Consider the following 23,058-nt stretch of genomic DNA (forward strand, 5'->3'; position numbering starts at 1 on the left):
CGCCGTGCGGGTGCGGGAAACCGCACGCCTCCGGGCCCGACCAGCCCCGACGCGGGACCGGCCGTCGTCAGCGCTGGGTCAGCGCGACCGCGGTCGCGACCGCGAGTCCCCGTTCGTGGGACAGCGACACCGCGATCGCACCGCAGTCGATGGCGTCCGCGAGCGCTGCGGCCCGGCCGGACAGCTCCACCGTGGGGGCGCCGTCCGCGTCGAGCACGATCGCGACGTCGCGGAGCGGGACCGCCTCGTCGCGAGCGGGGCGGAGCAGCTTGAGCACCGCCTCCTTCCCGGCGAACCGGGCGGTCAGGCGTTCCGGGTCGTCCCCGGCGTCGGCACGTTCCCGGTCGGTGAAGACGCGGGACAGGTAGCGCTCGCCGTGTGCGGCGACGGCCGCGACGACGTCGTCGACGGCGGCGAGGTCGGTGCCGGTGCGGATGGCCATCACGGTGCGAGCGTACGGCGTGGGGGCGCGCCCCTGGTCGTCCGCACGGCTCAGCGGTACTGCGGCGGCCAGTCGAACGGTTGCGGCAGGTGCGGGACCTGCCCGATCCCGGTCACGGCGAGAACGATCTGCCGGCGGTCGGTCAGCGCGATCGAGCGCGGGTTGCCGAGGTACCGGTGGCCGTCGACCCAGACGGTGAGTTCACCCCGCAGCCCGCCGACGTGCCCGGCGCCGAGCGACACGTCCCACTCGTCGAAGAACTGGCCGAGCGTGAACGTCCGTCGCTCGGGGGACTCGACGTGCAGGATGCCCGACGTGTCGTGGGTGTGCAGCTCCGCGGCGAACCGTTCGCGGTCGGAGTGGCCGACGTTCGCCGGCACCGTCACCGGCACGTCGCCGTCCAGGATGGTGAGGTGGGTGTGCACGTGCTCCGCCAGCGGCTCGCCCCACACGTCGTGCAGGCCCGCCGCGTCGGCTCGCGTCTGCAGGTCGGTGGGCGCCGGCCAGGGAGGCACGGTGCGGGTCGTCCCCGCCGCCGGCGCCGTGCAGACGGCCAGCAGCAGGACGGCGACCGCCGCGACGAGCGTCACGACGACGGCGCGGGGCGCCGTCGGCCGGGCGCCTCGGGCGCGGTCCCCGGCCCGGCCGGGTCGTGTGGTCGTCACCACCGGTCGTGCACGGCGGCGCGGAACCACCGGTCGTAGAGCTCGTGCACCGTGGCGTCGAGCCCCGGCACCTCGCCGAGGTCCGCCGCGCCGGCGTTCGAGCGGGCCTGCTCCGGGTTGCGCGCCCCGGGGATCGCTGCCGTGACACCCTCCTGCGCGATGATCCACGCGAGCGCGGCCTGCGGGACCGACATGCCCTCCGGGAGCGCCGCGGCGAAGGCCTGCGCGGCCTGCACCCCGTCGGCGAAGTCGACGCCGCTGAAGGTCTCGCCCTGGTCGAAGGCCTCGCCGTGCCGGTTGTAGTTGCGGTGGTCCTGCTCCGGGAAGGTCGTGTCCGTCGTGTACTTGCCGGAGAGCAGTCCCGACGCGAGCGGGACGCGGGCGAGGATGCCGACACCCGCTCCGCGCGCCGCGGGGAGCACCCGGTCCAGCGGCTTCAGGCGGAAGGCGTTGAGGATGACCTGCACGGTCGCCACGTTCGGTCGGGCGATCGCCGTGAGCGCCTGGTCGGCGGTCTCGACCGAGACACCGTAGGCGGCGACGGACCCGTCGGCGACGAGGGCGTCGAGGGCGTCGTACACGGCGTCGTCCTCGTAGACAGGCGTCGGCGGGCAGTGCAGCTGGACCAGGTCGAGGGTGTCCTGCCGCAGGTTCTCCCGGGAGCGGTCGACCCACTCGCGGAAGTGCGCGGCGACGTAGTTCGACGGGACCTGCTCGGCACGGCGGCCCATCTTCGTCGTGACGGTCAGCGGGACGTCGGGGTGGTCCTGGCGCCAGGCGCCGATGAGCTGCTCGCTCCGCCCGTCGCCGTACACGTCGGCGGTGTCGAACAGGGTCACGCCGGCCTCGACGGAGGCGTCCATCACGGCGTTCGCGTCCTGCTCGCTGACGGGACCCCAGTCACCGCCGAACTGCCAGGTGCCGAGACCGACGACGGACACGGAGCGGCCGGTACGGCCGAGGGTGCGACTCTGCATGCGGCCGAGCGTAGTCACGCCACCGTGGGGTCGCCGCGGTCTGTCCGTCCCCCGCCCCGCGGTGTCCGCGACGAGCGGGGCGGAGTGGGGCGTGCCTCCAGGCCGTCCTGGTCAGGGGACGGTGGTGACCCCGCGTCGGAGGACCACGCGCGCAGCGCGGGCCCGGGGGATCACCCAGAGCGCCGACCAGGCGCCGATCCCGACCCACAGGCCGACGAGCAGGACCGTCAGGACCGGTCCGTGCTGCGGCTCGGCCGACCACGTCATGAGGCCCCACAGGACGCAGAGCACGATCTTGCTCCAGCCGGCCCCCTCGCGGTCCGCCTGCGCCTGCAGGAGCGGCACCCAGGTCTCGGCGGGGACGCCGGGCGGCACGGCGCCGTCGGCGACCCACCGCTGGGCACGGACGCTCTGCTCGTAGCCGCCGGCGGTGCGCCAGTTCCGGAGCTGCGACCACACGCCGATCCCGGCGCCGACCGCGCCGGCGGGGACGCCGACCCCGACGAGCAGACCGGTGGTCGCGGCCGTCCACGACGACGCGAGGAGCACGGCGAGCACCCCGCCGAACGCGGCACCCGCCACGGCGGCGCCGAGCAGCCGCAGCCGCCCGGCCTCGTCGACCACACCGACACCGTCCACGCGTGCGACCGTACCCCCGTCCGGTGCGGGAGCGCTGCGCATCCCCGCCCGCATCGGGCATGATCGACCGGTGCCCTCCACGAACCCGACCACCGCCTACCGTGCCGCCCGGGACGAGCTCCTCGCCGTCCTCGACGAGCAGGACCCCGTCCGCGCCGACGCCGCTCGCCGTACGTTCCGGTGGCCGGACCTCGGCCCGACCTTCAACTGGGCGACCGACTGGTTCGACGTGGTCGCGCGGGACAACGACCGGGTGGCGCTGTGGATCGTGGACGGGGACGGCGGATCCCGCACGACCTACGCCGAGATGGCCGCGCGGTCGGATCGGCTCGCGGTGCACCTGGACCGGTGGGGCGTCCGGAAGGGCGACCACGTGCTCGTCATGCTCGGCAACCAGCTCGAGCTGTGGGAGACCATGCTCGCCGTCATCAAGCTCGGCGCCGTGATCCTGCCGACCTCCACCATGCTCGACACCGCGGACCTGCAGGACCGCGTCGACCGCGGCGCCGTCGCGCACGTCGTGACGAACCGCGGCGAGACGCCGAAGTTCGACGGCGTGACCGGGGCGGAGTCCCGCATCGTGATCGGCGGCGACGTGGAGGGGTGGCGCTCGTACCCGACGGACCTCGGCGAGCCCGCACCGGCCGACGAGCAGCGACCGGTCGTCACGACCCTGACCACCGACCCGTGCCTGGTGTACTTCACCTCGGGCACGACGTCCAAGCCGAAGATGGTCGTGCACTCGCAGACCTCGTACCCGGTCGGACACCTCAGCACCATGCACTGGCTGGGGCTCCGCCCCGGTGACGTGCACCTGGCGATCAGCTCGCCCGGATGGGGCAAGCACGCGTGGAGCTGCTTCTTCTCGCCGTGGATCGCCGAGGCCACCGTCTACGTGTACGACACCCCGCGGTTCGACCCGGCGGGGCTCCTCGCCCGGCTCGACCAGGACGGCGTCGACACCTTCTGCGCGCCGCCGACCGCGTGGCGGATGCTGCTGCAGTCGGACCTCGGACCGAAGCCGCGGGTGCTGCGCGAGGTCGTCTCGGCGGGCGAGCCGCTCAACCCCGAGGTCATCGCGCGGGTCCAGGCGGCGTGGGGGCTCACCATCCGCGACGGCTACGGGCAGACCGAGACGACCGCGATCATCGGCAACGTCCCCGGCTCCCCGGTCACCCCGGGGGCGATGGGGCAGCCGCTGCCCGGCGTCTCCGTCGTGCTGCTCGACCCGCTCACCGGGGAGCCGGGTGACGAGGGCGAGGTCTGCCTCGACCTGACCGAGCGTCCGACGAACCTGATGTCGGGGTACCTCGGCGACCCGGCCCGCACGGACGACGCGATGCGCGACGGTTCCTTCCACACCGGCGACATCGCGAGCCGGGACGCCGACGGGCAGTTGACGTTCATCGGGCGGACCGACGACGTGTTCAAGTCCTCGGACTACAAGGTGTCACCGTTCGAGGTCGAGAGCGCCCTGCTGCAGCACCCCGCCGTGGCCGAGAGCGCGGTCGTGCCGGCTCCTGACGACGCCCGCCTCAACGTGGTGAAGGCCTACGTGGCGCTCGCCGCGGGATGGGAGCCGTCCGCCGAGACCGCCCGCGCGGTGCTCGGGCACGCCCGGACGTCGCTGCCGGCCTACGCCCGGGTGCGTCGGGTCGAGTTCGCAGAGCTGCCGAAGACGATCTCGGGGAAGATCCGGCGGGTCGAGCTGCGGGAGCGCGAGGAGCGCGCGGTGGCAGACGGGGTGCCGGTGGCGGGGGAGTGGCGGGACGAGCAGTTCCCGGAGCTGCGTTCGGTGGGCCGTCGGGCGGACGACCGGCGGAGCTGAGCCGACGCGAGGCGCTGAGCCGAGCAGACCGCTGCGCGGTGCCGAACCGCGCGGCGTCGGTCAGTCGCGGCCTCAGACCGCGCGGAAGAAGTCCCCGTACGACGGTTCCTGCGGCACGTCGCCGATGGTGCGGTGGTGCACGAGGGCGTCGATCTCGTCCGGGTGGCGCATGCCGCGGCGGTGCCACTCGTGCGGGTGGCGCTGGAGTTCGCTGAGTTCGCGGAGGTGGCCCATCGTGCTCAGGCCCCCAGGGTGACGACGGTCACGGCGGCGGTGGCGACCGTCACGGCGACGATGCCGAGGCTCGTCGCGACGGCGGCGAGCAGGCGGCCCCTTGCTGCCTCGCGGACCTCGGAGAACTGCGAGTGCGTCGCGTCGATGGTGCTCATGGCCGGCCCTTCCGTGTCGTCGGAGACCACCGTCTCGGTGGCTGGGTCCAGCATGCGCTGGTTTCTCTAGTTTGTCTAACTACTGATCTGAATGCGTACGCATATGGGACAGCGGGTCACGCGCCTCTGATCCGTCGTCCTCCATCGCGGCGATCAGCTCCGTGAAGAACCCGGCCATCTCGTCGACGGTCTGCGGCGACAGCCGCTCGGCGGCGGCGATCATCCGGGCGTGCACGTCGGTGAGCTCGGTCCGGACCTCCTCGTCGGTGTGCCCCGTCGCGACGAGCAGCGCGCCCCGGCCGTCCGTGGGGTCCGGGCGGCGCTCGGCGTGCCCGGAGGCGACGAGGCGCTTCACCACCGCGGTGGTCGACGCGGACGTGATGCCGAGGTGGGTCGCGAGGTCGCCTGGGCGGACCTGCTCGTCACGCTCGCCGGCGCGCAGGAGGAAGCGGACCGCCTCCATGTCCGTCGCGTTCATCTTCATCGACCGCCGCGTCCGCTCGCGCATCGCGACCTCGGCGGCGCGGTATCGCCGCATCAGGGTCAGGACCTCGACGCCGGACCGGGACGGCCGATCGGGGTACCAGTACCCCGTCGCGTCGTACGTGTCGCCTTCGGCCACGAGCAAACCTCCTGTTGCGGTGCGCCGAACAATACCGGGGGACACGCCTGCACCGGGGTACAGGCGCACGGCCCCGTCGGAGCCGGCAGGCACCGACCGAGCCGGGCGTGCCCTCGCGGCGGGGCGCACGGACGCCGCCCGCGGCCGGGACGTAGGCTCCGTCGTGAGCAGTCGTCACACGAGACGGAAGGTCGGCATGACCAGCACCACCGAGCACCCCGCGTCCAGCACCGTCGCCGGAGCGCGCACCACGCAGGCGACCGCGTCCGTCGCCGCGATCCTGGCCGAGTCCGCGAGCCGCTACCCCGACGACGTCGCCGTCATCGTGGGCGACCGCCGCACCACCTACGCCGAGCTGTGGGCTGAGACGCTCGGCTACGCCGGTGCGCTCCGTGCCCGCGGGGTCGCCGAGGGCGACCGCGTCGCCATGCTCGTCCCGAACGTCGCCGACTTCGCCCGCGTCTACTACGCCACGCTCGCGCTCGGCGCGGTCGTCGTCCCCGTGCACGCACTGCTCAAGCGGAAGGAGATCGAGTACGTGCTCCGCGACAGCGGCGCGCGACTGCTGGTCTGCGCCGCCCCGCTCCTCGGCGAGGGCGCCGCCGGCGCCGACCTCGCCGGTGTCGACGTGGTCACCGTGCTCGCACCGGCGGACTCCGCGGACGGCCACGACCGACTGGAGGCACTGGCCGGGTCGAGCGAGCCCCTCACCACGTACGTGCCCCGGGACCCGTTCGACACGGCCACGATCCTGTACACGAGCGGCACGACCGGGCGCCCCAAGGGCGCCGAGGGATCGCACTTCGCGCTCCTCGAGCAGGTCAACACGAACCTGATGAGCACGTTCGACATGCACCGCGGCGACGTCCTGCTCGGTGCGCTCCCGCTGTTCCACACCTTCGGGCAGACCTGCACCATGAACACCGGCTTCCGCACCGGCGCGACGATCGTGATGCTGCCGAAGTTCGACGGTGACGCCGCACTCGCCGCCATGGTCGAGCACGGCTGCGAGATCTTCATGGGCGTCCCCACGATGTACATGGCGCTCCTCGACGCGGCGACCCGCAGCGAGGGTCGCCCGGCCCTGCGCTACGCGATCTCCGGGGGCGCGTCGCTCCCGCTCGCCGTGCTCGAGAAGTTCCAGCAGGTGTACGACGCGCCGATCCACGAGGGCTACGGCCTGACCGAGACCTCGCCCGTCGCGTCCTTCAACCACGTCGGCACCGCGCCGCACCCCGGGACGATCGGGACGCCGATCTGGGGCGTCGACATCGAGATCGCCGACCCCGAGGTCACCGACGCCGTCCGGTTCCTGCCGAACGGCGAGATCGGCGAGCTCGTGATCCGCGGGCACAACCTGATGAACGGGTACCTGAACCGCCCCGAGGACACCGCCGCCGTGATGGTGGACGGATGGTTCCGCACCGGAGACCTCGGCACGAAGGGCGACGACGGGTACCTGACGATCGTCGACCGCACCAAGGACATGATCATCCGGAACGGCTACAACGTGTACCCGCGGCAGGTCGAGGAGGTCCTCGCGTCGCACCCCGACGTGACCATGGCCGCCGTGTTCGGGATCCCGCACGAGGTGCACGGGCAGGAGGTCGCCGCGGCCGTGGTCCTGCGCGACGGGGCGACCGTCACGCCGGAGGAGCTCATCCACTTCGTCGCTGACGAGATCGCCGTCTACAAGTACCCGCGGGTCGTACACGTCCTCGAAGCGCTGCCGCTCGGGCCGAGCGGGAAGGTGCTCAAGCGGGAGCTCGTCGACCGGTTCGGGGACGCCTGACGGATCGGCAGCGCCGACCGGTGCCGGTAGGATCGACGGCAGGGGCCTTTAGCTCAGCTGGTAGAGCGCCACGTTTACACCGTGGATGTCGTCGGTTCGATCCCGGCAGGGCCCACTGGTGCGCGACCGGCGCCGGCCGAGTCTCGGGCGGTGCGACGAGTCTCGTACCCGGGCACGCGGAACTCGTCGCCGGGGCTGAGACTCGGTGCGGGAACCGGCCGATCGGTGGGCGGCGATGCGGGACACCGATCCGTCCGCGTCCTGCGCTCCGCCTCGGGCGCCATCCGGTTCCCGAACGTAGTTAGGCAAACTAACCTCGAGGCGTCATGCTGGTGACGAGCGCTCCCCGGCGCACCAGTGAGGCGGCCCGACATGGAACCGACGACGATCCCCGCGATCCACGTCGCACCCCGCGACCTGCCACGGCTGCGTCTGGTCGCCGCGGGTGCCACAGCGCTCGGGCTCGCCCTGGCCACCGCTGCCGCCTCGGTCCTCGTCGTCGTCCTGGTGCCGGCGTGACCGGACACGAGCACGCCGAGGACCCCCGGACGCAGGCCGTCGAGTGGCACCGCCGCGGGATGAGCCACCCGGACGAGATCGCGGCGATGGTGCTCCGCCGGGTCGGTGAGGACGTCCCGCGGGAGCCGACCTACGGCGACTTCTTCGTCGCGCCCTGAACGCAGCGCGCCCGACGCACGGCGCGCCCGACGCGCAGCACGCGCGCCGCGCGGACCGGATCGATCGCTAGGCGCTCTAGCGAATTCGCCTAGGGTGGCACGGTGCCCTCACAGCAGCCCGGACCGAACGACCACGACCACCAGCGGTTCGTGGACGAGTTCGTCAACTCGCTCGCCCCGGTCGAGGCCCTCGAGGACGACCGACCGGTGGACGCGGAGCCCGGTCAGCCGAAGCGCTGAACCCGTCGGAGCGTCTCGGACGGTCGCTCCCCGAACGACTCCGCGTAGAACGCGGCGAACCGGCCCAGGTGCGCGAACCCCCACGCGCCCGCCGTGGCCGCGACCGTCGTGGACGTCGGGTCGCCGGCCACCAGCTGCGCCCGCACCCGGTGCAGCCGGACCTGGCGGAGGAACGCCATCGGTGTGGTGTCGGCGTGCCGTTGGAAGGTCGCCTGCAGGGCGCGGGCCTTGACCCCGGCAGCGCGGGCCACGTCGGTCCCGGTGATCGGACGGTGTGCGTTCGCGATCATCCACTCCTGTGCGAACCGCATCGTCGCCGGGCCCTCGAACAGGGCGACGTCGACCGTCGGGGCGGCGTCGTACGCGTCGACGACCGACTCGGCGACGAGCATGTTGAGGGCCGCACGGCGGTCCCGGTCGGTGCCGGGGTCGAGGAGCTCCGGCGCGGCGGCACGGATGAGGCCACGGAGGTGTTCGAGGTGCGCGGCGTCCGTCGTGCTGGTGAACGTCAGGGGGCCGGGCACGGTGGCGCGACGGGCCGCGGCGACGGACTCGAGGAAGCCGCTGTCGAACCGGATGAGGTGCTGCGTGGTGGGGAGCGCCTCGAACGCGAAGTCGCGTCCGACCGGGTACATCACCGGGACGCCGGGCTGCATCTGCAGGGGATCGCGGGACGCCGAGTCGAGCGTCAGCCCGGGAGCCGTCGCCCAGGCGAGCACGTACCCAGTGCCCTGCCCGACCGTGCCCCAGCGGTTCGCGCCCACGGACGAGGTGCCGACCGTGACCTCGTCGTCGCCGACGGCTCGGTAGCGCCAGGAGAACCCGTCGGGCACCGCGCGCCCCACGTTGATGTCCGGGCTGTCGTAGACGCGCTCGTAGAACGCGACCGCCTCGTCGATGGAGGTACTGCGGCGGTCGACGTCGTGCGGGAGCGCGGCATCGGTGGGCATGCCCTCCACATTCTGCCGGTCTCCACCGACGGTCGATGCCCCACACCGGGGGCGAGTGCGGACGGTGGATGGTGACCGGCTGACGGACGGGAGGCGCGGTGCCGGCTGGCACCGCGCCTCCCGTCCGTCACGCGGTCGCGCCACGTGCCCGGCTCGCGCCGCTGCGTCGACGGCTCACGCCGCCATCGGTCCGTACCGGCGGTGCCCCTTGACGTCGTACCGGTCGAGCATCATGACCTTGTCCCACGCCGCGACGAAGTCGCGGACGAACCGCTCGTGCCCGTCGCTGCCCGCGTAGGCGTCGACGATCGAGCGCAGCTGCGCGTTCGAGCCGAAGAGCAGGTCGGCGCGGGACGCCGTCCAGCGCTCCTCACCGGTGCCCTGCACCGTGCCGGTGAACGTCGTCTCGGTGTCGTCGGTCTTCGTCCACACCAGGTCGGTGTCCGTCAGGTTCACGAAGAAGTCCGTCGTGAGCGCCCCGACCCGGTCGGTCAGGACACCGGTCGACGAGCCGTCCCAGTTCGCCCCGAGGACGCGGAGCCCGCCCGTCAGGACCGTCCACTCGGGTGCGGTGAGCGTCATGAGGTTCGCGCGGTCGAGGAAGACGGCCTCCGGTGCGACCCCGGGGGCGAAGTCCGCGAAGCGTTCCGAGACGTGGTTGCGGAACCCGTCGGCGACCGGGCGGAGCCACTCGAACATCTCGACGTCGGTCTGCTCCTGCGTCGCGTCCACCCGGCCCGGGGTGAAGGGCACGGTGACCTCGACGCCGGCGGCGCGTGCGGCGTCCTCGACACCGACGCAGCCGGCGAGGACGACGAGGTCGGCGAGGGACACGTGGCCACCGCCGCGGGCGAAGTCGGCCTGGACGCCGCGGAGCGCCTCGACGACGGGGACGGTCCGGCGGTTCACCGGCCAGTCCTTCTGCGGCGCGAGGGCGATCCGGCCGCCGTTCGCACCGCCGCGCTTGTCGCTGTCGCGGTAGGTCGACGCGGCGGAGTACGCGGTGACGACGAGGTCCGAGGCGGAGATCCCGGTGTCGCGGACCGCCTGGCGGAGCGTGTCGAGGTCGGCCTCGCCGAGGGGCGCGCCCGTCGCGTCGGGGAGCGGGTCCTGCCAGAGCAGCTCGTCGGAGATCGTCGTCTCCGGGCCGAGGTAGCGGTGCTTCGGCCCCATGTCGCGGTGCGTCAGCTTGTACCAGGCCTTCGAGAACGCGGTCGTGAACAGGTCGAAGTCGGCGAGGAACCGCTCGCAGACCTCGCGGTAGGCCGGGTCGACCTTCAGCGCGAGGTCCGACGTCATCATCATGAGCGCGTGGGTCTCGCCGGGCACGTGGGCGTCCGGCGTGCGCGGGGCGTCCGCGTCGACGGGCGTCCACTGGAGGGCACCGGCGGGGCTGCGGGTCTGCTCCCACTCGTGGCCGAACAGGTTCTCGAGGTAGCTGTTGTCCCAGCGGGTGGGGTCCTGCGTCCAGCTGCCCTCGATGCCGTTCGTCGAGGTGTCGTTGCCGTTGCCGGCGCCCTGCGGGTTGTGCCAGCCGAGCCCCATCGACTCGATGGGTGCGAGTTCCGGCGACGGCCCGATCTTCGCAGCGGGCACCATGCCGTGACTCTTGCCGAAGGCGTGGCCACCGGCGATCAGGGCGACGGTCTCCTCGTCGTTCATCGCCATCCGGGTGAACGTGATCCGGATGTCCCGGGCGGAGCCGAGCGGGTCGCCGTTCGCGTACGGGCCCTCGGGGTTCACGTAGATGAGCGCCTGGTGCGACGCGGCCAGCGGGCTCTGCAGGTCGTAGTCTGCGTCGCCGTTCTGCCCGTGCCAGCGCTCGTCACGGCTGACCATCTCGTCCATGCTCGTCACGGCGTGCGGGTCCCAGACCTCGGGGCCCCACCAGGTGCCGTCGTCCGGCTCCCACGCGTCGAGGCGTCCGCCGCCGAAGCCGTACGTCGGCAGACCCATCAGCTCGAGGGAGCAGTTGCCGGTCAGGACCATGAGGTCCGCCCAGGACAGGGCGTTGCCGTACTTGTGCTTGATCGGCTGGAGCAGGCGGCGGGACTTGTCGGTGTTGCCGTTGTCCCACCAGCTGCCGATCGGGGCGAACCGCTGCATCGCGGTGCCCGCACCGCCGCGGCCGTCCGCGATGCGGTAGGTGCCGGCGGCGTGCCACGCCATCCGGATCATCTGCGGGCCGTAGTTGCCGTAGTCGGCGGGCCACCAGTCCACCGAGGTCGTGAGGAGGGTCTTGATGTCGCGCTTGAGTTCCTCGAGGTCGATCGTCGCGAAGGCCGCGGCGTAGTCGAAGTCGGGACCGAGCGGGTCGGCGTCGACACCGTTGCGGTGCAGGAGCTCGACGCGGAGGCGCTGGGGGTACCAGGCCTCCAGGGTCGGCGACTGCCCGAAGGAGCCGCCCAGGTGGTCGCCGCCGGCCGGCAGGGAGCCGGCCATGTGGAAGCTGCAGGTGTCGGTGCCGTCGGCGTCGCGGTGGTCCGCGCCGCCGTGCCCGGCGTCGCGGTGGTCCGGGTCGCCGTTGCTGCTGGTCGTGCTGTTCTCGCTCAACGCTGCTCCTGTTCGATGCTGTCCGCGGAACGCGGGGGCCGGTGGTCACGCTTCGCTCCCCGCCTGGGAGGAGCACGGGAGGGGTGCGGTCGGAGGCTGTCAGCCCGTCCAGACCGCCCCGGTCGTGCCGTGTGGCTGTCAGCCCTTCCAGACCGACACGGCGCCGGCGTGGCCGATCACGACGACCTCGATGATCGAGCCGATCCCGGCGGCGACGAGCAGCACCGGACCGACGACGCCGACGGCCCGCACGAGCCCGGTGTTCGTCACGCGCGGTGCGGCGAACCGGTGCCACCCCCACCACAGCGTCACGAGCACGAACACCGCGATCGACCACGGCAGCAGTCCGTCCGCGAGCTCGGTGTGCCGTTCGAGCAGGGCGGTCTCCTTCTCGCGGTGCTCGAGCCACTCGCCGGACGACGTCGCCAGGGGCACCGACACCAGGGCGACGAGCGCGATGATCGGCGCACCGACCGCGAGCCACCGTCGGGCGGCGGGCCACGCGGCGACCACGATGGCGCTCAGGGCGGCGACCGGGACCGAGACGGTGGTCAGGTGGACGAGGAGGGGGTGCAGCGGGACGCCGTCGAACTGCCAGTTCACGAGGGGGCCTTCCGGTTCGCGCGCCGGGCCGTCCGACGCCTCGCTCTCAGGCAACCGGCTGGGTCCGCCCACCGCCCGCCCGACGGGCCGATCAGCGCACTCCGCGATCACTCGAAACCACACACGAACGCGGGCCGCCGGACCTGGTTCACTCGGACCCATGAGCGAACCCGAGCCCCGCGCTGCAGAGCCGTCGGCCGCCGAGCCGCACCCCGGCGAGGCCCACACCGGTGACCTGTCCTCGCGGCTGAACTGGCTCCGCGCCGGTGTCCTCGGCGCGAACGACGGCATCGTGTCCACCGCGTCGATCGTCGTGGGCGTCGCCGGTGCGTCGACGTCCGTGCCGGCGATCGCCACCGCGGGCATCGCGGCCCTGGTCGGCGGTGCGGTGTCGATGGCCCTCGGCGAGTACGTCTCGGTGAGCAGCCAGTCCGACAGCCAGCGCGCGCTGATCGAGAAGGAGCGCCGGGAGCTCGCCGAGGACCCGGACGCCGAGCTCGAGGAGCTCACGCGCCTGTGGCAGGACCGCGGGCTCCAGCGGGACACCGCCGAGCGCGTCGCCGCGGAGCTGACCGACCGGGACGCCCTGCGTGCGCACCTGACGACGGAGCTCGGCATCGACGAGGACGAGGTCGTGAGCCCATGGCACGCCGCCGGCGCCTCGGCCGCGGCCTTCTCGATCGGCGCCCTGCTGCCGCTCCTGGCGATCCTGCTGCCGCCCGACGCCGTCCGCGTCCCGGTCACCTTCGTCGTCGTGCTCCTCGCCCTCGCGCTCACCGGGGCACTCGGTGCGAAGATCGGCGGGGGGTCCGTGCCACGGGCGACCATCCGCGTCGTCGTCGGCGGGGCGCTCGCCCTGGCGGCCACGTTCCTGATCGGATCGCTCCTGGGCACGAGCGGCGTCGTCTGACCCCAGGACCGCCCAGGAGAGGACACACGATGGCGAAGATCCTGGTGGTCGAGGACGACCCCGAGATGGGCTCCCTCGTCGAACGCGGCCTCACCGACGAGGGCCACGACGTCACCCTGGTCCGCGACGGCAACGCCGCCCTCGGCCAGGCGCTCGGCGAGGACTTCGACGCCGCCGCGATCGACGTCATGCTCCCCGAGATGAGCGGCTTCGAGGTCTGCCGACGACTGCGCGAGCTCGGCAAGGACCTGCCCGTCGTGCTCGTCACCGCCCGCGACGCCGTCGACGACCGCGTCTTCGGGCTCGACTCCGGCGCGGACGACTACCTCACGAAGCCGTTCGCCATCGCCGAGCTCAACGCCCGCCTCCGAGCCCACCTGCGCCGCCGCGCCGCCGGCACCCCCACCGTGGCGCAGGCCGGCACCGTCCGGCTCGACACCGTCGCCGTGCGCGCGACGGTCCGCGGCCGCGACCTGCCCCTCAGCGTCAAGGAGTTCTCCCTGCTCCGGTTCCTCATCCAGGGCAGCCCGGAACCCCGGAGCCGTACGGCCGTGCTCGAGGAGGTCTGGGGGAGCGCCGAGCACTTCGACCCGACGATCGTCGACCAGTACGTCAGCTACGTCCGCAAGAAGCTCGCCGCCGCCGATGCGGACGTCGCCATCCGCACGGTGCGCGGTGTCGGCTACGCCCTGGACGTGCACCACCCGTGAGGCGCTGGCTCCTCCGCCGCAGCATCCGGACGCGCATCACCCTGGGCAGCGTCGCGGTCGGCCTCGTCGTCCTGTCCGCCGCCTCCGTCGCGCTGCACCACCAGGTCCGGACCGCCACCGAGGACACCGACCGCTCGCTCGCCGCGAGCGACCTCGCACCGTTCGTCCAGGACCTCCGGCAGAACCCGGACGAACTCCCCGACGAACCCACACGCGGCGTGCTGGTCGGCATCCGAGCCGACGGCCGCTGGGTGGTCGACACGCTCCCGCGTGGCGTCCGGGAGGCACTGCCCACCACCGCGGGCACGTCTGGTCCCACGGACGGCCGGCCCCAGGGCGACGGGGACGGCGACCGGGACCGGGACGGCGGACGGGACGGCAGTGGAGACGAGGACGGGGACCGCGTGGCGACCCGCGAGGTCCGCGCCGACGGCCGCACGTACGTCGTCGCCGGGCAGCAGGTCGGTGACACGGTCGTCTGGGCGGCACGGGACACCCGCCCCGGGCAGGAGACCATCCGCCGCGTCGACCGCTCACTCGTCGTCGGCACCCTGCTCGCCGTCGCCGCGTTCGCCGGCACCGCCTGGGTCCTCACCGGGCTCGCCCTCCGTCCGGTCGCCCGGATGCGCCGCCGCGCCGAGGACCTCGGCGACGGGGGAGCGGACGGACACCTGCCCGTCGGACCCGCCGAGGACGAACTCGCCGCCCTCGCCCGGACCCTCAACCGCTTCGTCGACCGGCAGCACGAGAACGCCGCCCGGGAACGCCGCATGGTCTCCGATGCCGCCCACGAGCTCCGCACACCGCTCGCCGCCCTCACCGCGCGACTCGAGCTCGCCCACCGGCACAGCGGGGACGCGCCCGCCCTCGAGGGCGACCTGACCGCCGCCGAACGCGACGCCGCCCGACTGTCGGCGCTCGCCGCGTCGCTCCTCGAGCTCAGCCGGCTCGACGACGGGGCCGATGAGCACGTGACCTCGACGGCGGACGAGCTGGTCTCCGAGCTGATGGCGTCCGTCGACCGCGCCCGCGCCCTGCCCGAGGCGGTCACCACCGAGGTCGACTTCGTCACCGCGGTGCCGGACGGCGACGCCCGGTACGCCATCGGTCGGTCGGCGTTCGCCCGGGTGGTCGACAACCTGACCGCGAACGCCCTCGCCGCGGCGACGGGCGGCTCGGTGCAGGTCGACCTCGCGCAGCGCGACGACGAGCTCGTGCTCCGGGTGCTCGACGACGGACCCGGTGTGCCGGACGCGTTCCTGCCGCACGCCTTCGAGCGGTTCGCCCGGGCGGACGCGTCGCGGAACAGCGCCCTGGGCGGCAGCGGTCTCGGGCTCGCGCTCGTCCGGGGCACCGCCGAGCGCGCCGGCGGTTCGGCGACGCTGCGCAACCGGGAGACCGGCGGTGCCGAGGCCGAGGTGCGGCTGCCGCGGCGCTGACCAGGAGCTCCGACCCGCAGCCGTTCTCAGAGCACTCGAGATCTCGAACGAAGTCCGGGTCCCGTTCCGAGGTCCCTGCGAGGTCGCGCTCCGATGCTGTGAGGGACCCGAACCCCCGCTGGACAGGAGCGACCCGATGATCGACACCGCGCGGCCGACCACCCGCCGCACCCCGCTCGACCGGCCGCCGGCCCCCGAACCGCTGCCCGTCGCGGCCGAGCGCCGCCGTGCCGCCACCCGTCGACGCCTGCGCGGGGTCGACCTGCTGACCGTGCTGACCTGGCTGTCCGCAGCCGTGGCGGTCACGCTCTGGCTCGCGACCCCGGGGTCGCACACCGTCGCCGGCATCGGTGGCTGGCTCGAGGCCGGCGGGATCGTCGCGGGACTGATCGGGACCGACCTCGTGCTCGTCATGCTGGTCCTGGCCGCACGGGTGCCGGCCATCGACCGCCTGATCGGGCAGGACGTGGCGATCGCGCACCACCGGGCGCTCGGCAAGCCGGTCCTGTACCTGCTGCTCGCGCACGGTGCACTGCTGACGCTCGGCTACGGCATCGGCGACGGCACGGGCCCGATCGCCGAGACCGTCGCGCTGTTCGGCTCGCAGGACATGCCGCTGGCCTACCTGTCGATCGGCCTGTTCGTCGTCGTGGTCGGCACCTCGATCGTCGCGGTCCGCCGTCGGCTGCCGTACGAGGCCTGGCACGTGATCCACCTGCTCAGCTACGCGGCGGTGCTCGTCGCGTTCCCGCACATGACCACCGGCAGCGTCCTCGGTGCGGGCAGCTGGCAGCGGGCCTACTGGATCGCGCTGTACGTCGCCGCGTTCGGACTCGTCGCCCTGTACCGGTTCGTGCTGCCCGTCGTCGTGACCCTCCGGCACCGCATCCGGGTGGTCGGCGTCGAACCGATCGCCCCGGGGGTCGTCTCCATCCACATGGCCGGCCGCGACCTCGACGTGCTCGGTGCCCACGGTGGTCAGTACGGCGTCTGGCGCTTCTGGAGCCGGCAGACCTGGTGGCACGCCCACCCGGTGTCGTTCTCCGCGGTCCCGAGACGGAACGGCGCCCGCATCACGGTGCGCGACCTCGGCGCGGGGTCCGCGCGGCTCGGTCGGATCCGTCCGGGCACGGCCGTCTCGCTCGAGGGGCCGTACGGACTCTTCACGAAGCAGGCCCGGTCCGCGCCGAAGCTCGCGCTCGTGGCCTCGGGCATCGGCATCACCCCGATCCGCGCCCTGCTCGAGGACGCCGACCTGCGTCCGGGCGAGGCGACGGTGCTCCTCCGCGGCTCCGACAGCGACCAGCAGTACCTGTGGGACGAGACCGCCGAGCTCGCCCGTCGCACCGGCAGTCGTGTGTACGGCATGGTCGGGCCGCGTGCCCGGTCGGCCGAGAGCTGGATGACCGAGGACGACCTGCGTCGCGGGGTGCACTTGCGCAGCGTGTTCCCCGACCTGCTCGACTCCGACCTGTACGTCTGCGGCCCGCAGGTCTGGACGGACCTCGTCGTGGCCGAGGCCCGCGCGGCCGGCGTCCCCGAGCACCGCATCCACCAGGAACGGTTCGCCTCGTGACCGCCGTGCGGACCCGCGGGGTCGTCATCGGCGCACTGTCCTCCGTCGCGGTGCTCGCCATCGGGTGGCAGCTCGGCGGCCAGCCCGCCCAGGTCGCCGCCTCGGGCACCACGGCCGGGACGAACTCCGGCACCGCGAGCGGCACGAGCGGCACGGGAACCGCCGGGACCGGCGGGAGCGCCACGGCCGGCGGGAGCACCGGGACCGGCGGCACGACTGCGACCAGCCCGGCCACCACCGCCCCGTCCGCCGGCGGCAGCACGTCCGGTGGCAGCAGCGCGTCCGGCACGTTCACCGGCACCGCCGCCGCGACCCGCTACGGCCCCGTACAGGTCCAGGTGACCGTCAGCGGAGGGAAGCTGACCGACGTCCAGGCCCTGCAGCTGACGAACCGGGACGGCCGGTCGGTCGCGATCAGCCAGCAGGCCGCGCCGATCCTCCGGCAGGAGGCCCTGCAGGCGCAGTCCGCGACGATCCAGGCGGTCAGCGGTGCGACCTACACGAGCGAGGGCTACACGACCTCGCTGCAGTCCGCCCTCGACCAGGCGGGCCTGTGAGCCGCGTCGACGGTCCCGCGGCCGAGACCGCCGTGCGGACCTTCGAGACGATGGGCACGGTCGTCAGCCTCCGCGGCGCCGACGCCCCGACCGCCTTGGCCGTCCGGGACGTCTTCGTCGCGTACGACCGGCGGTACAGCCTGTACGACCCGGACTCCGACCTCAGCCGCATCGCCGCCGGGACGCTCCGGCTCGCGGACGCGCCGCAGGAGGTGCGCGACACCTACGCGCTCGCCCTCGAATGGCGCGAGCGCACGCACGGTGCCTTCACCCCGCACCGGCCGGACCGCGTGCTCGACCTGTCCGGGGTCGTGAAGGCCCTCGCGATCCGCGACGCCGGTGCCGTCCTCGACCGCGCGTGCCGGGCGGGGTCCGCCGCTTGGATGCTCGCGGCCGGCGGCGACGTGCTCGCGCGGGGGACCTGTGGGGACGATCCCTGGCAGGTCGGCATCGTCGACCCGCTCGACCGCGAGCGGGTCGTCGGCGTGGTCCCGCTCGGTGACGACCGTCGGGCGGTCGCGACCTCCGGCACGGCCGAGCGCGGCGAGCACGTCTGGCGCCGGGCCGACCCGGTGTTCCGGCAGGTCACCGTCGTCGCGCCGGACGTCGTCACCGCGGACGTCCTGGCCACCGCGGTCCTCGCGGGCGACGAGCAGGACCTCGCCGCGGTGACCGCCGACGGCTCGGTCGACGTCCTGGCCTTCGGGGTGGACGGCTGTGTGTGGGCGACCCCCGGCGCCTCCGCGTACGTCACCGGCGCCGAAGCCTGACCGACGGCGCTGCCCGAGAGGCTTCCGTCGCGGGCCCTGACCTGCCAGCATGGTGCCCACCGGACGACGACGTCCGCCCGACCCGGAGGGAACCACCCGTGTCCGTCACGCTCAACCCGTACATCGGCTTCCGCGACCAGGCCCGCGACGCCCTCGGCTTCTACCACGCGGTCTTCGGCGGCGAGCTCAAGACGATGACCTTCGCCGAGGGCGGCATGGTCCAGGACCCGGCGGACGCCGACAAGGTCATGCACGGCCAGATCGAGGCGGACGACCTGACGCTCATGGCGTCGGACTCGCCGTCGAGCATGCCCGCCCCGACCGAGAGCAACATCTCGGTCTCGCTGAGCGGCGACGACGAGGCCCGGCTCACCGGCTACTGGGAGGGCCTGTCGGACGGCGCGACCGTCATCGAGCCGCTGACGAAGGCCCCGTGGGGCGACACCTTCGGGATGCTCACCGACCGCTTCGGGGTCACCTGGCTCGTCAACATCAGCGGCGTCCCCGCCTGACGCGCGCCGGTCCGCAGGCGGTACCGGCAGACGGACGGGAGGCGCGGTGCCAGCTGGCACCGCGCCTCCCGTCCGTCGTCCAGTACCGACCGCCGGTCAGTGCTGGCCCTTGATCAGTGCTGCCTGTTGATCAGTGCTGTCCGTTGATCTGGCCGAGCCAGCGACCGAAGGTCGTCTGCGGCTCGTCGTGCAGCACGCGCAGCGTGGTGGTGGTCGGGTTCCAGCGGCGCTCGGTGTCGACGCCGTTCCCCTTGTGGAGGTCGAGGGTCATGATGTGCTCCTTCGCATGTCGGTGGGTGGTTCGACGCCGGAGGGGGCTCCGGCATTCCCGGTCAGGGGGTGACCATGCCGCCGTTGACGTTGAGGGTCTCGCCGACGACGTAGCTCGACTCCTGCGAGGCGAGGAACACGTAGGCGGGGGCGAGCTCGGCAGGCTGCGCGGCGCGGCCCATCGGTGACTCGCTGCTGCCGAACTCGGGCAGCGACTCGGGGTCGACACCACCGCTCGGCTGCAGGACGGTCCAGGTGGGCCCCGGAGCGACGACGTTCACGCGGATCCCGCGCTCCACGAGGAGCTGCGAGAGCCCCTTCGAGAAGTTGTTGATCGCGCCCTTCGACGCGGCGTAGTCGAGCCGGTCCGGCGCGGGCTTGTACGCCTCCATCGACGCGGTCGTCGTGATCGTCGACCCGGGCTCGAGGTGCGGCAGTGCGGCCTTGACGAGCCGGAACAACCCGAACACGTTGACGTCGAACGTCGCCTCGAACTGCTCGTCGGTGATGTCGAGCAGGTCCGGCTGCCAGCGCTGCTTGCCCGCGACGCTGACGACGGTGTCGATGCCGCCGAGCTCCGCGACCGCCCGCTCGACGAGCTGCGCGGCGTACGCCTTGTCCCGGAGGTCACCGGGCACCGTCACGGCACGACGACCGGCCGCCTCGACCTGCTCGACCACGTGGTCGGCGTCCGACTGCTCCTCGGGCAGGTAGGCCAGGACGACGTCGGCGCCCTCGCGGGCGAAGGCGATCGCGACGGCCGCGCCGATGCCGGAGTCGCCGCCGGTGATCACCGCACGGCGACCCTCCAGGCGTCCGGTGCCCCGGTAGGAGTCCTCACCGAGGTCCGGCACGGGCGTCATCGCGGACTGCAGGCCCGGCTCGTCCTGGGTCTGCGGCTCCGGCGAGACGTCCGGGTAGCGCGTCCGCGGGTCCCCGAACGCGTACTGGTCGATCGGCCCGGTCACTCCGCGACCTCCAGCTCGACCTTGACCCAGCCCGGCTCGCGACGGTCGAAGGCCTCGTACGCCTCGATCGCCGAACCGACCGGCTCGTGCTCGGTGATGAGCGCCGTCGGGTCGAACTGCCCCGACGCCACGAGGTCGATGAGCGGCGGCGTCACCGAGTGGTGGTCGCAGTTGCCCATCCGGATCGTCAGGTTCTTGTTCATCGCCTGCCCGATCGGGTAGCGCTCCGCCGTCGGGCCGTACACGCCGATGATGCCGATCCGGCCGTACTTCGCGACCGAGGCCACGGCCCACTGCGCGACCTGCGACGGACCGTCGCCGGGCTTCCACTGCTCGAGGTCGCCGAAGCCGTCCGGGGACGCGTCCGGCGCGACCTGCTGGACCTCGGCGTCGAACTGCGCGGCCTGCTCGTCGGACACCGCCGCCGGGCCGCGCTTCGGGCGCTCGGCGTCGACCCCGACGGCGTCGATCACGGCGTCCGCGCCGATGCCGTTGGTCAGGTCCATGATCGCCTGCACGGGGTCCTCGCGGTTGTAGTCGACCACTTCGCAGTGCTGCGCCAGGGCCGCCGCGAGTCGGGTCTCGTCCCCGTCGACGACGATCACGCGACCGGCGCCGAGCTTGTACGCCGACGCCGCGGCGAACTGCCCGACGATGCCGGCGCCGAAGACCACGACGACGTCCCCGCGGGTGACCCCGGCGAGCTCGGCGCCGAACCAGCCGGTCGGGAAGATGTCCGACAGCAGGATGGCCTGCTCGTCGCTGACGTTCTCGGGCAGCGGGTGCATGGTGTTCCGCGCGTACGGGACCCGGACGTACTCGGCCTGCAGACCGTTCACCGGGCCGGTCGACTGCGGGCCGCCGAAGAAGCTCGTGCCGGCCTGCGGACCGTTCGGGTTCGCGACGTCGCACTGGGCGGTCTTGCCCATCCGGCAGTACCGGCAGGCGCCGCAGGAGATCGTCGAGTTGATCACGACGCGGTCACCGGGGCTGAAGCCGCGCACCGCGTCGCCGACCTCGGTGACGACGCCGACGGCCTCGTGGCCGAGGATCGTGCCCTCCTCCATCGGGGCCATGGTCCCGCGGACGAAGTGCAGGTCCGTGCCGCAGATCGCACTCCGGGTGATCCGGACGATCGCGTCCTCCGGGTGCTGGATGGTGGGCTCGGGGACGTCGTCGAGTCGGATGTCGCCGATCCCGTGCCAGACCACTGCGCGCATGCTGCTCTCGCTTCCTTCTCGGTGGTGGGTTCGGGGGACACACAACCCGTTCGGCCCTGGAAGCACCTGCAGCGGCGTCCGATGTGCGCACCGGATCGGGGGACAACCGCTCCTGCGTCGTCGCCCAGGCGGCGCGGGTTGCGTGACGGCCATGAGCGATGACCAGCACGACGAGCAGCAGACAAGGGACGACTTCGCCGACGCCGTCAACATGACCGCGTCGGAGCTGAAGCGGTGGCTCGACTCCGACGAGTCGAAGGAGGTCGGCCAGAAGCCCGCGAGCGGCGGCGAGTCGACTGGGCACGAGAGCGGCCGGCACATCGTCCGGATCCTCGAGAAGAAGCAGGCCGACTACACCGACGACGACTACGCCCACATGCGGAAGGTCGTCGGGTACGTCGCCCGACACGGCAAGCAGGAGCCGAAGGGCGACACGCACGACTCGAAGTGGCGGTACTCGCTCATGAACTGGGGCCACGACCCCGAGAAGTGACCGGACTGGGGCAGGATGGAGGCGTGAGCGACTCCGGCATGCCCCGTTTCCGCCGCATCTGGTCGACCATCCAGGTGGGCGTGCTCGCCGCCGCGGTCGTCTTCTGCGTCGTCATGCTCGTGATCGGCCAGGGCAAGCTCGACCGCGTCTACGCAGTCGCCGCCGTGTTCTTCGGCCTGGCCCTCGCGGGCCACAGCACCTATCTCTGGTTGCTGGCGCGCCAGCGTCGCTGACGCGACCACCCACCGGACACCAGGAAGGTGGCGGCGCCCGCCACGGGCCTGCTGTCCGGCGTCAGCCCAGCTGCCAGACGCGCACCCAGTCGACCAGCATCTGCTGCGGGAACCGCGTGGTCGCGTCCGGCGACCCGGGCCAGGTGCCACCGACGGCGACGTTGAGCACGACGAAGAACGGCTTGTCGAAGACCCACGGGTTCGTGCCCACGGCGGCCCGGGTGACGGTGCCGCGTTCGACGCCGTCCACCAGCCAGGTGATCGAGTCGGGGCGCCAGTCGACGCCGAAGACGTGGAAGTCGTCGGCGAAGGCGGCGCCGGTCGGGTTCGTGCACGCGGCGGACAGGCCGTTCGCGCCCGAGTACCCCGGGCCGTGCACCGTGGCGTGCACGATCGTCGGCTCGTACCCGACGTTCTCCATGACGTCGATCTCGCCGCACGCGGGCCAGCCGACCTGGCCGATGTCGGCCCCGAGCATCCAGAACGCGGGCCAGATGCCCTGCCCGCGGGGGATCTTGATGCGCGCCTCGACGCGGCCGTACTGCGCGGTGAAGGTGCCCTCGGTCTTCAGCCGGGCCGAGGTGAAGGTGCCGTCGGGCTCGCGGATCGCGGTGATCGCGAGCTGCCCGGAGCCGTTCAGGGCGCTGTTCCGGCGGGAATCGGTGTAGGTCTCGAGCTCCTGGTTGCCCCACCCGCCGGCGCCGGTGTCGAAGCGCCAGATGGCAGGGTTCGGGGCGCTGCCGGCGGGGCCGTCGAACTCGTCGGCGGCGAGCAGCTCGGTCGGGGTGGTCGTGCTCGTGGTGGCCGCGGTGCGGGTGGCTGCGTCGGCAGCGTCCGGTGCGGCGAAGGCTGCGGTCGCCGCGGCTGCGGTGGCGGCGGTCCCGGTCAGGCCGAGGGTGAGGAAGCGGCGCCGGTCGAGCGCGCGCGCAGCAGCGGGGGTCTGGTGCTGGGGCATCGCGGGGTCCCTGGGGTTCGGGCGGATCGGGTCGCTGGATCATCGCCCGGACGCGGACGGTACACCAG

28 protein-coding genes and 1 tRNA gene are annotated in these 23,058 nt (G+C 73.1%); 15 read left to right on the plus strand and 14 right to left on the minus strand.

What is annotated here, in order from left to right; all coding sequences use genetic code 11:
- Positions 1 to 67: 67 nt before the first annotated feature.
- The 4 genes from HUN58_RS16025 to HUN58_RS16040 form a co-directional block, all read right to left on the minus strand.
- Positions 68 to 442 carry a holo-ACP synthase gene (locus HUN58_RS16025; RefSeq protein WP_180225188.1) on the minus strand — a complete coding sequence of 125 codons (375 nt, stop codon included), beginning with the start codon at positions 440 to 442 and terminating at the stop codon, positions 68 to 70.
- Between the two features lie 50 nt (positions 443 to 492).
- Positions 493 to 1,107: a hypothetical protein gene (locus HUN58_RS16030; RefSeq protein ID WP_180225189.1), complete on the minus strand. Its 615-nt coding sequence runs from the start codon at positions 1,105 to 1,107 to the stop codon at positions 493 to 495.
- The gene (locus HUN58_RS16035; RefSeq protein WP_180225190.1) at positions 1,104 to 2,084 is read right to left on the minus strand and encodes an aldo/keto reductase; all 981 of its coding nucleotides are present in this window, start codon (positions 2,082 to 2,084) and stop codon (positions 1,104 to 1,106) included. Before HUN58_RS16035 ends, HUN58_RS16030 begins: the two co-directional genes overlap by 4 nt.
- Before the next feature lie 111 nt (positions 2,085 to 2,195).
- Positions 2,196 to 2,723, minus strand: coding sequence for a hypothetical protein (locus tag HUN58_RS16040; RefSeq protein ID WP_180225191.1), 528 nt, complete (start codon positions 2,721 to 2,723; stop codon positions 2,196 to 2,198).
- A 70-nt stretch (positions 2,724 to 2,793) separates the two neighbouring features.
- Between HUN58_RS16040 and HUN58_RS16045 the strand changes: the two genes are divergently transcribed.
- Positions 2,794 to 4,551 (plus strand): AMP-binding protein, encoded by a 1,758-nt coding sequence (locus tag HUN58_RS16045; RefSeq protein WP_180225192.1) that lies wholly within the window; start codon positions 2,794 to 2,796, stop codon positions 4,549 to 4,551.
- 72 nt (positions 4,552 to 4,623) lie between these two features.
- On the opposite strand, the gene HUN58_RS16050 is transcribed toward HUN58_RS16045, so the two are convergent.
- From HUN58_RS16050 to HUN58_RS16060, 3 genes are all read right to left on the minus strand, one after another.
- Entirely contained in the window at positions 4,624 to 4,785 is a 162-nt protein-coding gene (locus HUN58_RS16050; protein ID WP_167510047.1) for a hypothetical protein, read from the minus strand.
- A gap of 5 nt (positions 4,786 to 4,790) precedes the next feature.
- Positions 4,791 to 4,940: a hypothetical protein gene (locus HUN58_RS16055; protein ID WP_167510048.1), complete on the minus strand. Its 150-nt coding sequence runs from the start codon at positions 4,938 to 4,940 to the stop codon at positions 4,791 to 4,793.
- Positions 4,941 to 5,019: 79 nt separating this feature from the next.
- Complete coding sequence (locus tag HUN58_RS16060; protein ID WP_141861265.1) at positions 5,020 to 5,562, minus strand: MarR family winged helix-turn-helix transcriptional regulator; 543 nt, start codon at positions 5,560 to 5,562, stop codon at positions 5,020 to 5,022.
- 196 nt (positions 5,563 to 5,758) lie between these two features.
- On the opposite strand from HUN58_RS16060, the gene HUN58_RS16065 reads away from it, so the two are divergent.
- The 5 genes from HUN58_RS16065 (at position 5,759) to HUN58_RS16085 (ending at position 8,271) form a co-directional block, all read left to right on the plus strand.
- Positions 5,759 to 7,354 (plus strand): long-chain fatty acid--CoA ligase, encoded by a 1,596-nt coding sequence (locus tag HUN58_RS16065; protein ID WP_141861267.1) that lies wholly within the window; start codon positions 5,759 to 5,761, stop codon positions 7,352 to 7,354.
- A 42-nt stretch (positions 7,355 to 7,396) separates the two neighbouring features.
- Positions 7,397 to 7,469 (plus strand) — tRNA-Val (locus tag HUN58_RS16070).
- 257 nt (positions 7,470 to 7,726) lie between these two features.
- Positions 7,727 to 7,873: a hypothetical protein gene (locus HUN58_RS16075; protein WP_167510049.1), complete on the plus strand. Its 147-nt coding sequence runs from the start codon at positions 7,727 to 7,729 to the stop codon at positions 7,871 to 7,873.
- Positions 7,870 to 8,031, plus strand: coding sequence for a hypothetical protein (locus HUN58_RS16080; RefSeq protein WP_167510050.1), 162 nt, complete (start codon positions 7,870 to 7,872; stop codon positions 8,029 to 8,031). The genes HUN58_RS16075 and HUN58_RS16080 overlap by 4 nt, the downstream gene beginning before the upstream one ends.
- A 102-nt stretch (positions 8,032 to 8,133) precedes the next feature.
- A complete protein-coding gene (locus HUN58_RS16085; RefSeq protein ID WP_167510051.1) occupies positions 8,134 to 8,271 on the plus strand; it encodes a hypothetical protein in 138 nt (45 codons plus the stop codon).
- On the opposite strand, the gene HUN58_RS16090 is transcribed toward HUN58_RS16085, so the two are convergent.
- The 3 genes from HUN58_RS16090 to HUN58_RS16100 form a co-directional block, all read right to left on the minus strand.
- Positions 8,256 to 9,221: a helix-turn-helix domain-containing protein gene (locus HUN58_RS16090; RefSeq protein ID WP_180225193.1), complete on the minus strand. Its 966-nt coding sequence runs from the start codon at positions 9,219 to 9,221 to the stop codon at positions 8,256 to 8,258. The genes HUN58_RS16085 and HUN58_RS16090 overlap by 16 nt on opposite strands.
- A 174-nt stretch (positions 9,222 to 9,395) precedes the next feature.
- A complete protein-coding gene (gene katG / locus HUN58_RS16095; RefSeq protein WP_254631522.1) occupies positions 9,396 to 11,774 on the minus strand; it encodes a catalase/peroxidase HPI in 2,379 nt (792 codons plus the stop codon).
- A gap of 138 nt (positions 11,775 to 11,912) precedes the next feature.
- On the minus strand, positions 11,913 to 12,377 hold the full coding sequence (locus tag HUN58_RS16100) for a DUF2231 domain-containing protein (protein WP_058741366.1): 465 nt from the start codon (positions 12,375 to 12,377) through the stop codon (positions 11,913 to 11,915).
- Between the two features lie 160 nt (positions 12,378 to 12,537).
- Between HUN58_RS16100 and HUN58_RS16105 the strand changes: the two genes are divergently transcribed.
- The 7 genes from HUN58_RS16105 (at position 12,538) to HUN58_RS16135 (ending at position 18,851) form a co-directional block, all read left to right on the plus strand.
- Positions 12,538 to 13,287: a VIT1/CCC1 transporter family protein gene (locus HUN58_RS16105; protein ID WP_208745582.1), complete on the plus strand. Its 750-nt coding sequence runs from the start codon at positions 12,538 to 12,540 to the stop codon at positions 13,285 to 13,287.
- Between the two features lie 29 nt (positions 13,288 to 13,316).
- Entirely contained in the window at positions 13,317 to 13,997 is a 681-nt protein-coding gene (locus HUN58_RS16110) for a response regulator transcription factor (protein WP_208745583.1), read from the plus strand.
- Positions 13,994 to 15,436: an ATP-binding protein gene (locus HUN58_RS16115; RefSeq protein ID WP_208745584.1), complete on the plus strand. Its 1,443-nt coding sequence runs from the start codon at positions 13,994 to 13,996 to the stop codon at positions 15,434 to 15,436. The genes HUN58_RS16110 and HUN58_RS16115 overlap by 4 nt, the downstream gene beginning before the upstream one ends.
- 136 nt (positions 15,437 to 15,572) lie before the next feature.
- Positions 15,573 to 17,012, plus strand: coding sequence for a ferric reductase-like transmembrane domain-containing protein (locus tag HUN58_RS16120; RefSeq protein ID WP_208745585.1), 1,440 nt, complete (start codon positions 15,573 to 15,575; stop codon positions 17,010 to 17,012).
- A complete protein-coding gene (locus HUN58_RS16125) occupies positions 17,009 to 17,569 on the plus strand; it encodes an FMN-binding protein (protein ID WP_368075749.1) in 561 nt (186 codons plus the stop codon). Before HUN58_RS16120 ends, HUN58_RS16125 begins: the two co-directional genes overlap by 4 nt.
- Complete coding sequence (locus HUN58_RS16130) at positions 17,566 to 18,339, plus strand: FAD:protein FMN transferase (RefSeq protein ID WP_254631523.1); 774 nt, start codon at positions 17,566 to 17,568, stop codon at positions 18,337 to 18,339. Before HUN58_RS16125 ends, HUN58_RS16130 begins: the two co-directional genes overlap by 4 nt.
- Before the next feature lie 98 nt (positions 18,340 to 18,437).
- Positions 18,438 to 18,851, plus strand: a complete 414-nt coding sequence (locus HUN58_RS16135; protein WP_208745586.1) for a VOC family protein — start codon at positions 18,438 to 18,440, stop codon at positions 18,849 to 18,851.
- A gap of 130 nt (positions 18,852 to 18,981) precedes the next feature.
- Here HUN58_RS16135 and HUN58_RS16140 read toward each other — a convergent pair whose 3' ends face one another.
- The 3 genes from HUN58_RS16140 to HUN58_RS16150 form a co-directional block, all read right to left on the minus strand.
- On the minus strand, positions 18,982 to 19,122 hold the full coding sequence (locus tag HUN58_RS16140) for a hypothetical protein (protein ID WP_167510052.1): 141 nt from the start codon (positions 19,120 to 19,122) through the stop codon (positions 18,982 to 18,984).
- A gap of 61 nt (positions 19,123 to 19,183) precedes the next feature.
- Positions 19,184 to 20,089, minus strand: a complete 906-nt coding sequence (locus HUN58_RS16145; RefSeq protein ID WP_254631524.1) for an SDR family oxidoreductase — start codon at positions 20,087 to 20,089, stop codon at positions 19,184 to 19,186.
- A complete protein-coding gene (locus HUN58_RS16150) occupies positions 20,086 to 21,309 on the minus strand; it encodes a zinc-dependent alcohol dehydrogenase (RefSeq protein ID WP_058743217.1) in 1,224 nt (407 codons plus the stop codon). The genes HUN58_RS16145 and HUN58_RS16150 overlap by 4 nt, the downstream gene beginning before the upstream one ends.
- 151 nt (positions 21,310 to 21,460) lie before the next feature.
- Here HUN58_RS16150 and HUN58_RS16155 point away from each other — a divergent pair, with 151 nt between their 5' ends.
- Complete coding sequence (locus tag HUN58_RS16155; protein ID WP_058743218.1) at positions 21,461 to 21,802, plus strand: DUF3140 domain-containing protein; 342 nt, start codon at positions 21,461 to 21,463, stop codon at positions 21,800 to 21,802.
- A gap of 23 nt (positions 21,803 to 21,825) precedes the next feature.
- Positions 21,826 to 22,035, plus strand: coding sequence for a hypothetical protein (locus tag HUN58_RS16160; RefSeq protein WP_114850926.1), 210 nt, complete (start codon positions 21,826 to 21,828; stop codon positions 22,033 to 22,035).
- Positions 22,036 to 22,096: 61 nt separating this feature from the next.
- On the opposite strand, the gene HUN58_RS16165 is transcribed toward HUN58_RS16160, so the two are convergent.
- Complete coding sequence (locus HUN58_RS16165) at positions 22,097 to 22,990, minus strand: family 16 glycosylhydrolase (protein WP_180225194.1); 894 nt, start codon at positions 22,988 to 22,990, stop codon at positions 22,097 to 22,099.
- Positions 22,991 to 23,058: the final 68 nt, after the last annotated feature.

It is taken from the genome of Curtobacterium sp. Csp1 (genome assembly GCF_013347185.1).

Excerpts from the sequence above, each read along its gene's own strand:
- HUN58_RS16025 (WP_180225188.1), bottom strand. The coding sequence starts at position 442 with ATGGCCATCCGCACCGGCACCGACCTCGCCGCCGTCGACGACGTCGTC.
- HUN58_RS16035 (WP_180225190.1), bottom strand. The coding sequence starts at position 2,084 with ATGCAGAGTCGCACCCTCGGCCGTACCGGCCGCTCCGTGTCCGTCGTC.
- HUN58_RS16050 (WP_167510047.1), bottom strand. The coding sequence starts at position 4,785 with ATGGGCCACCTCCGCGAACTCAGCGAACTCCAGCGCCACCCGCACGAG.
- HUN58_RS16055 (WP_167510048.1), bottom strand. The coding sequence starts at position 4,940 with ATGAGCACCATCGACGCGACGCACTCGCAGTTCTCCGAGGTCCGCGAG.
- HUN58_RS16065 (WP_141861267.1), top strand. The coding sequence starts at position 5,759 with ATGACCAGCACCACCGAGCACCCCGCGTCCAGCACCGTCGCCGGAGCG.
- HUN58_RS16075 (WP_167510049.1), top strand. The coding sequence starts at position 7,727 with ATGGAACCGACGACGATCCCCGCGATCCACGTCGCACCCCGCGACCTG.
- HUN58_RS16090 (WP_180225193.1), bottom strand. The coding sequence starts at position 9,221 with ATGCCCACCGATGCCGCGCTCCCGCACGACGTCGACCGCCGCAGTACC.
- HUN58_RS16105 (WP_208745582.1), top strand. The coding sequence starts at position 12,538 with ATGAGCGAACCCGAGCCCCGCGCTGCAGAGCCGTCGGCCGCCGAGCCG.
- HUN58_RS16110 (WP_208745583.1), top strand. The coding sequence starts at position 13,317 with ATGGCGAAGATCCTGGTGGTCGAGGACGACCCCGAGATGGGCTCCCTC.
- HUN58_RS16120 (WP_208745585.1), top strand. The coding sequence starts at position 15,573 with ATGATCGACACCGCGCGGCCGACCACCCGCCGCACCCCGCTCGACCGG.
- HUN58_RS16140 (WP_167510052.1), bottom strand. The coding sequence starts at position 19,122 with ATGACCCTCGACCTCCACAAGGGGAACGGCGTCGACACCGAGCGCCGC.
- HUN58_RS16150 (WP_058743217.1), bottom strand. The coding sequence starts at position 21,309 with ATGCGCGCAGTGGTCTGGCACGGGATCGGCGACATCCGACTCGACGAC.
- HUN58_RS16155 (WP_058743218.1), top strand. The coding sequence starts at position 21,461 with ATGAGCGATGACCAGCACGACGAGCAGCAGACAAGGGACGACTTCGCC.
- HUN58_RS16165 (WP_180225194.1), bottom strand. The coding sequence starts at position 22,990 with ATGCCCCAGCACCAGACCCCCGCTGCTGCGCGCGCGCTCGACCGGCGC.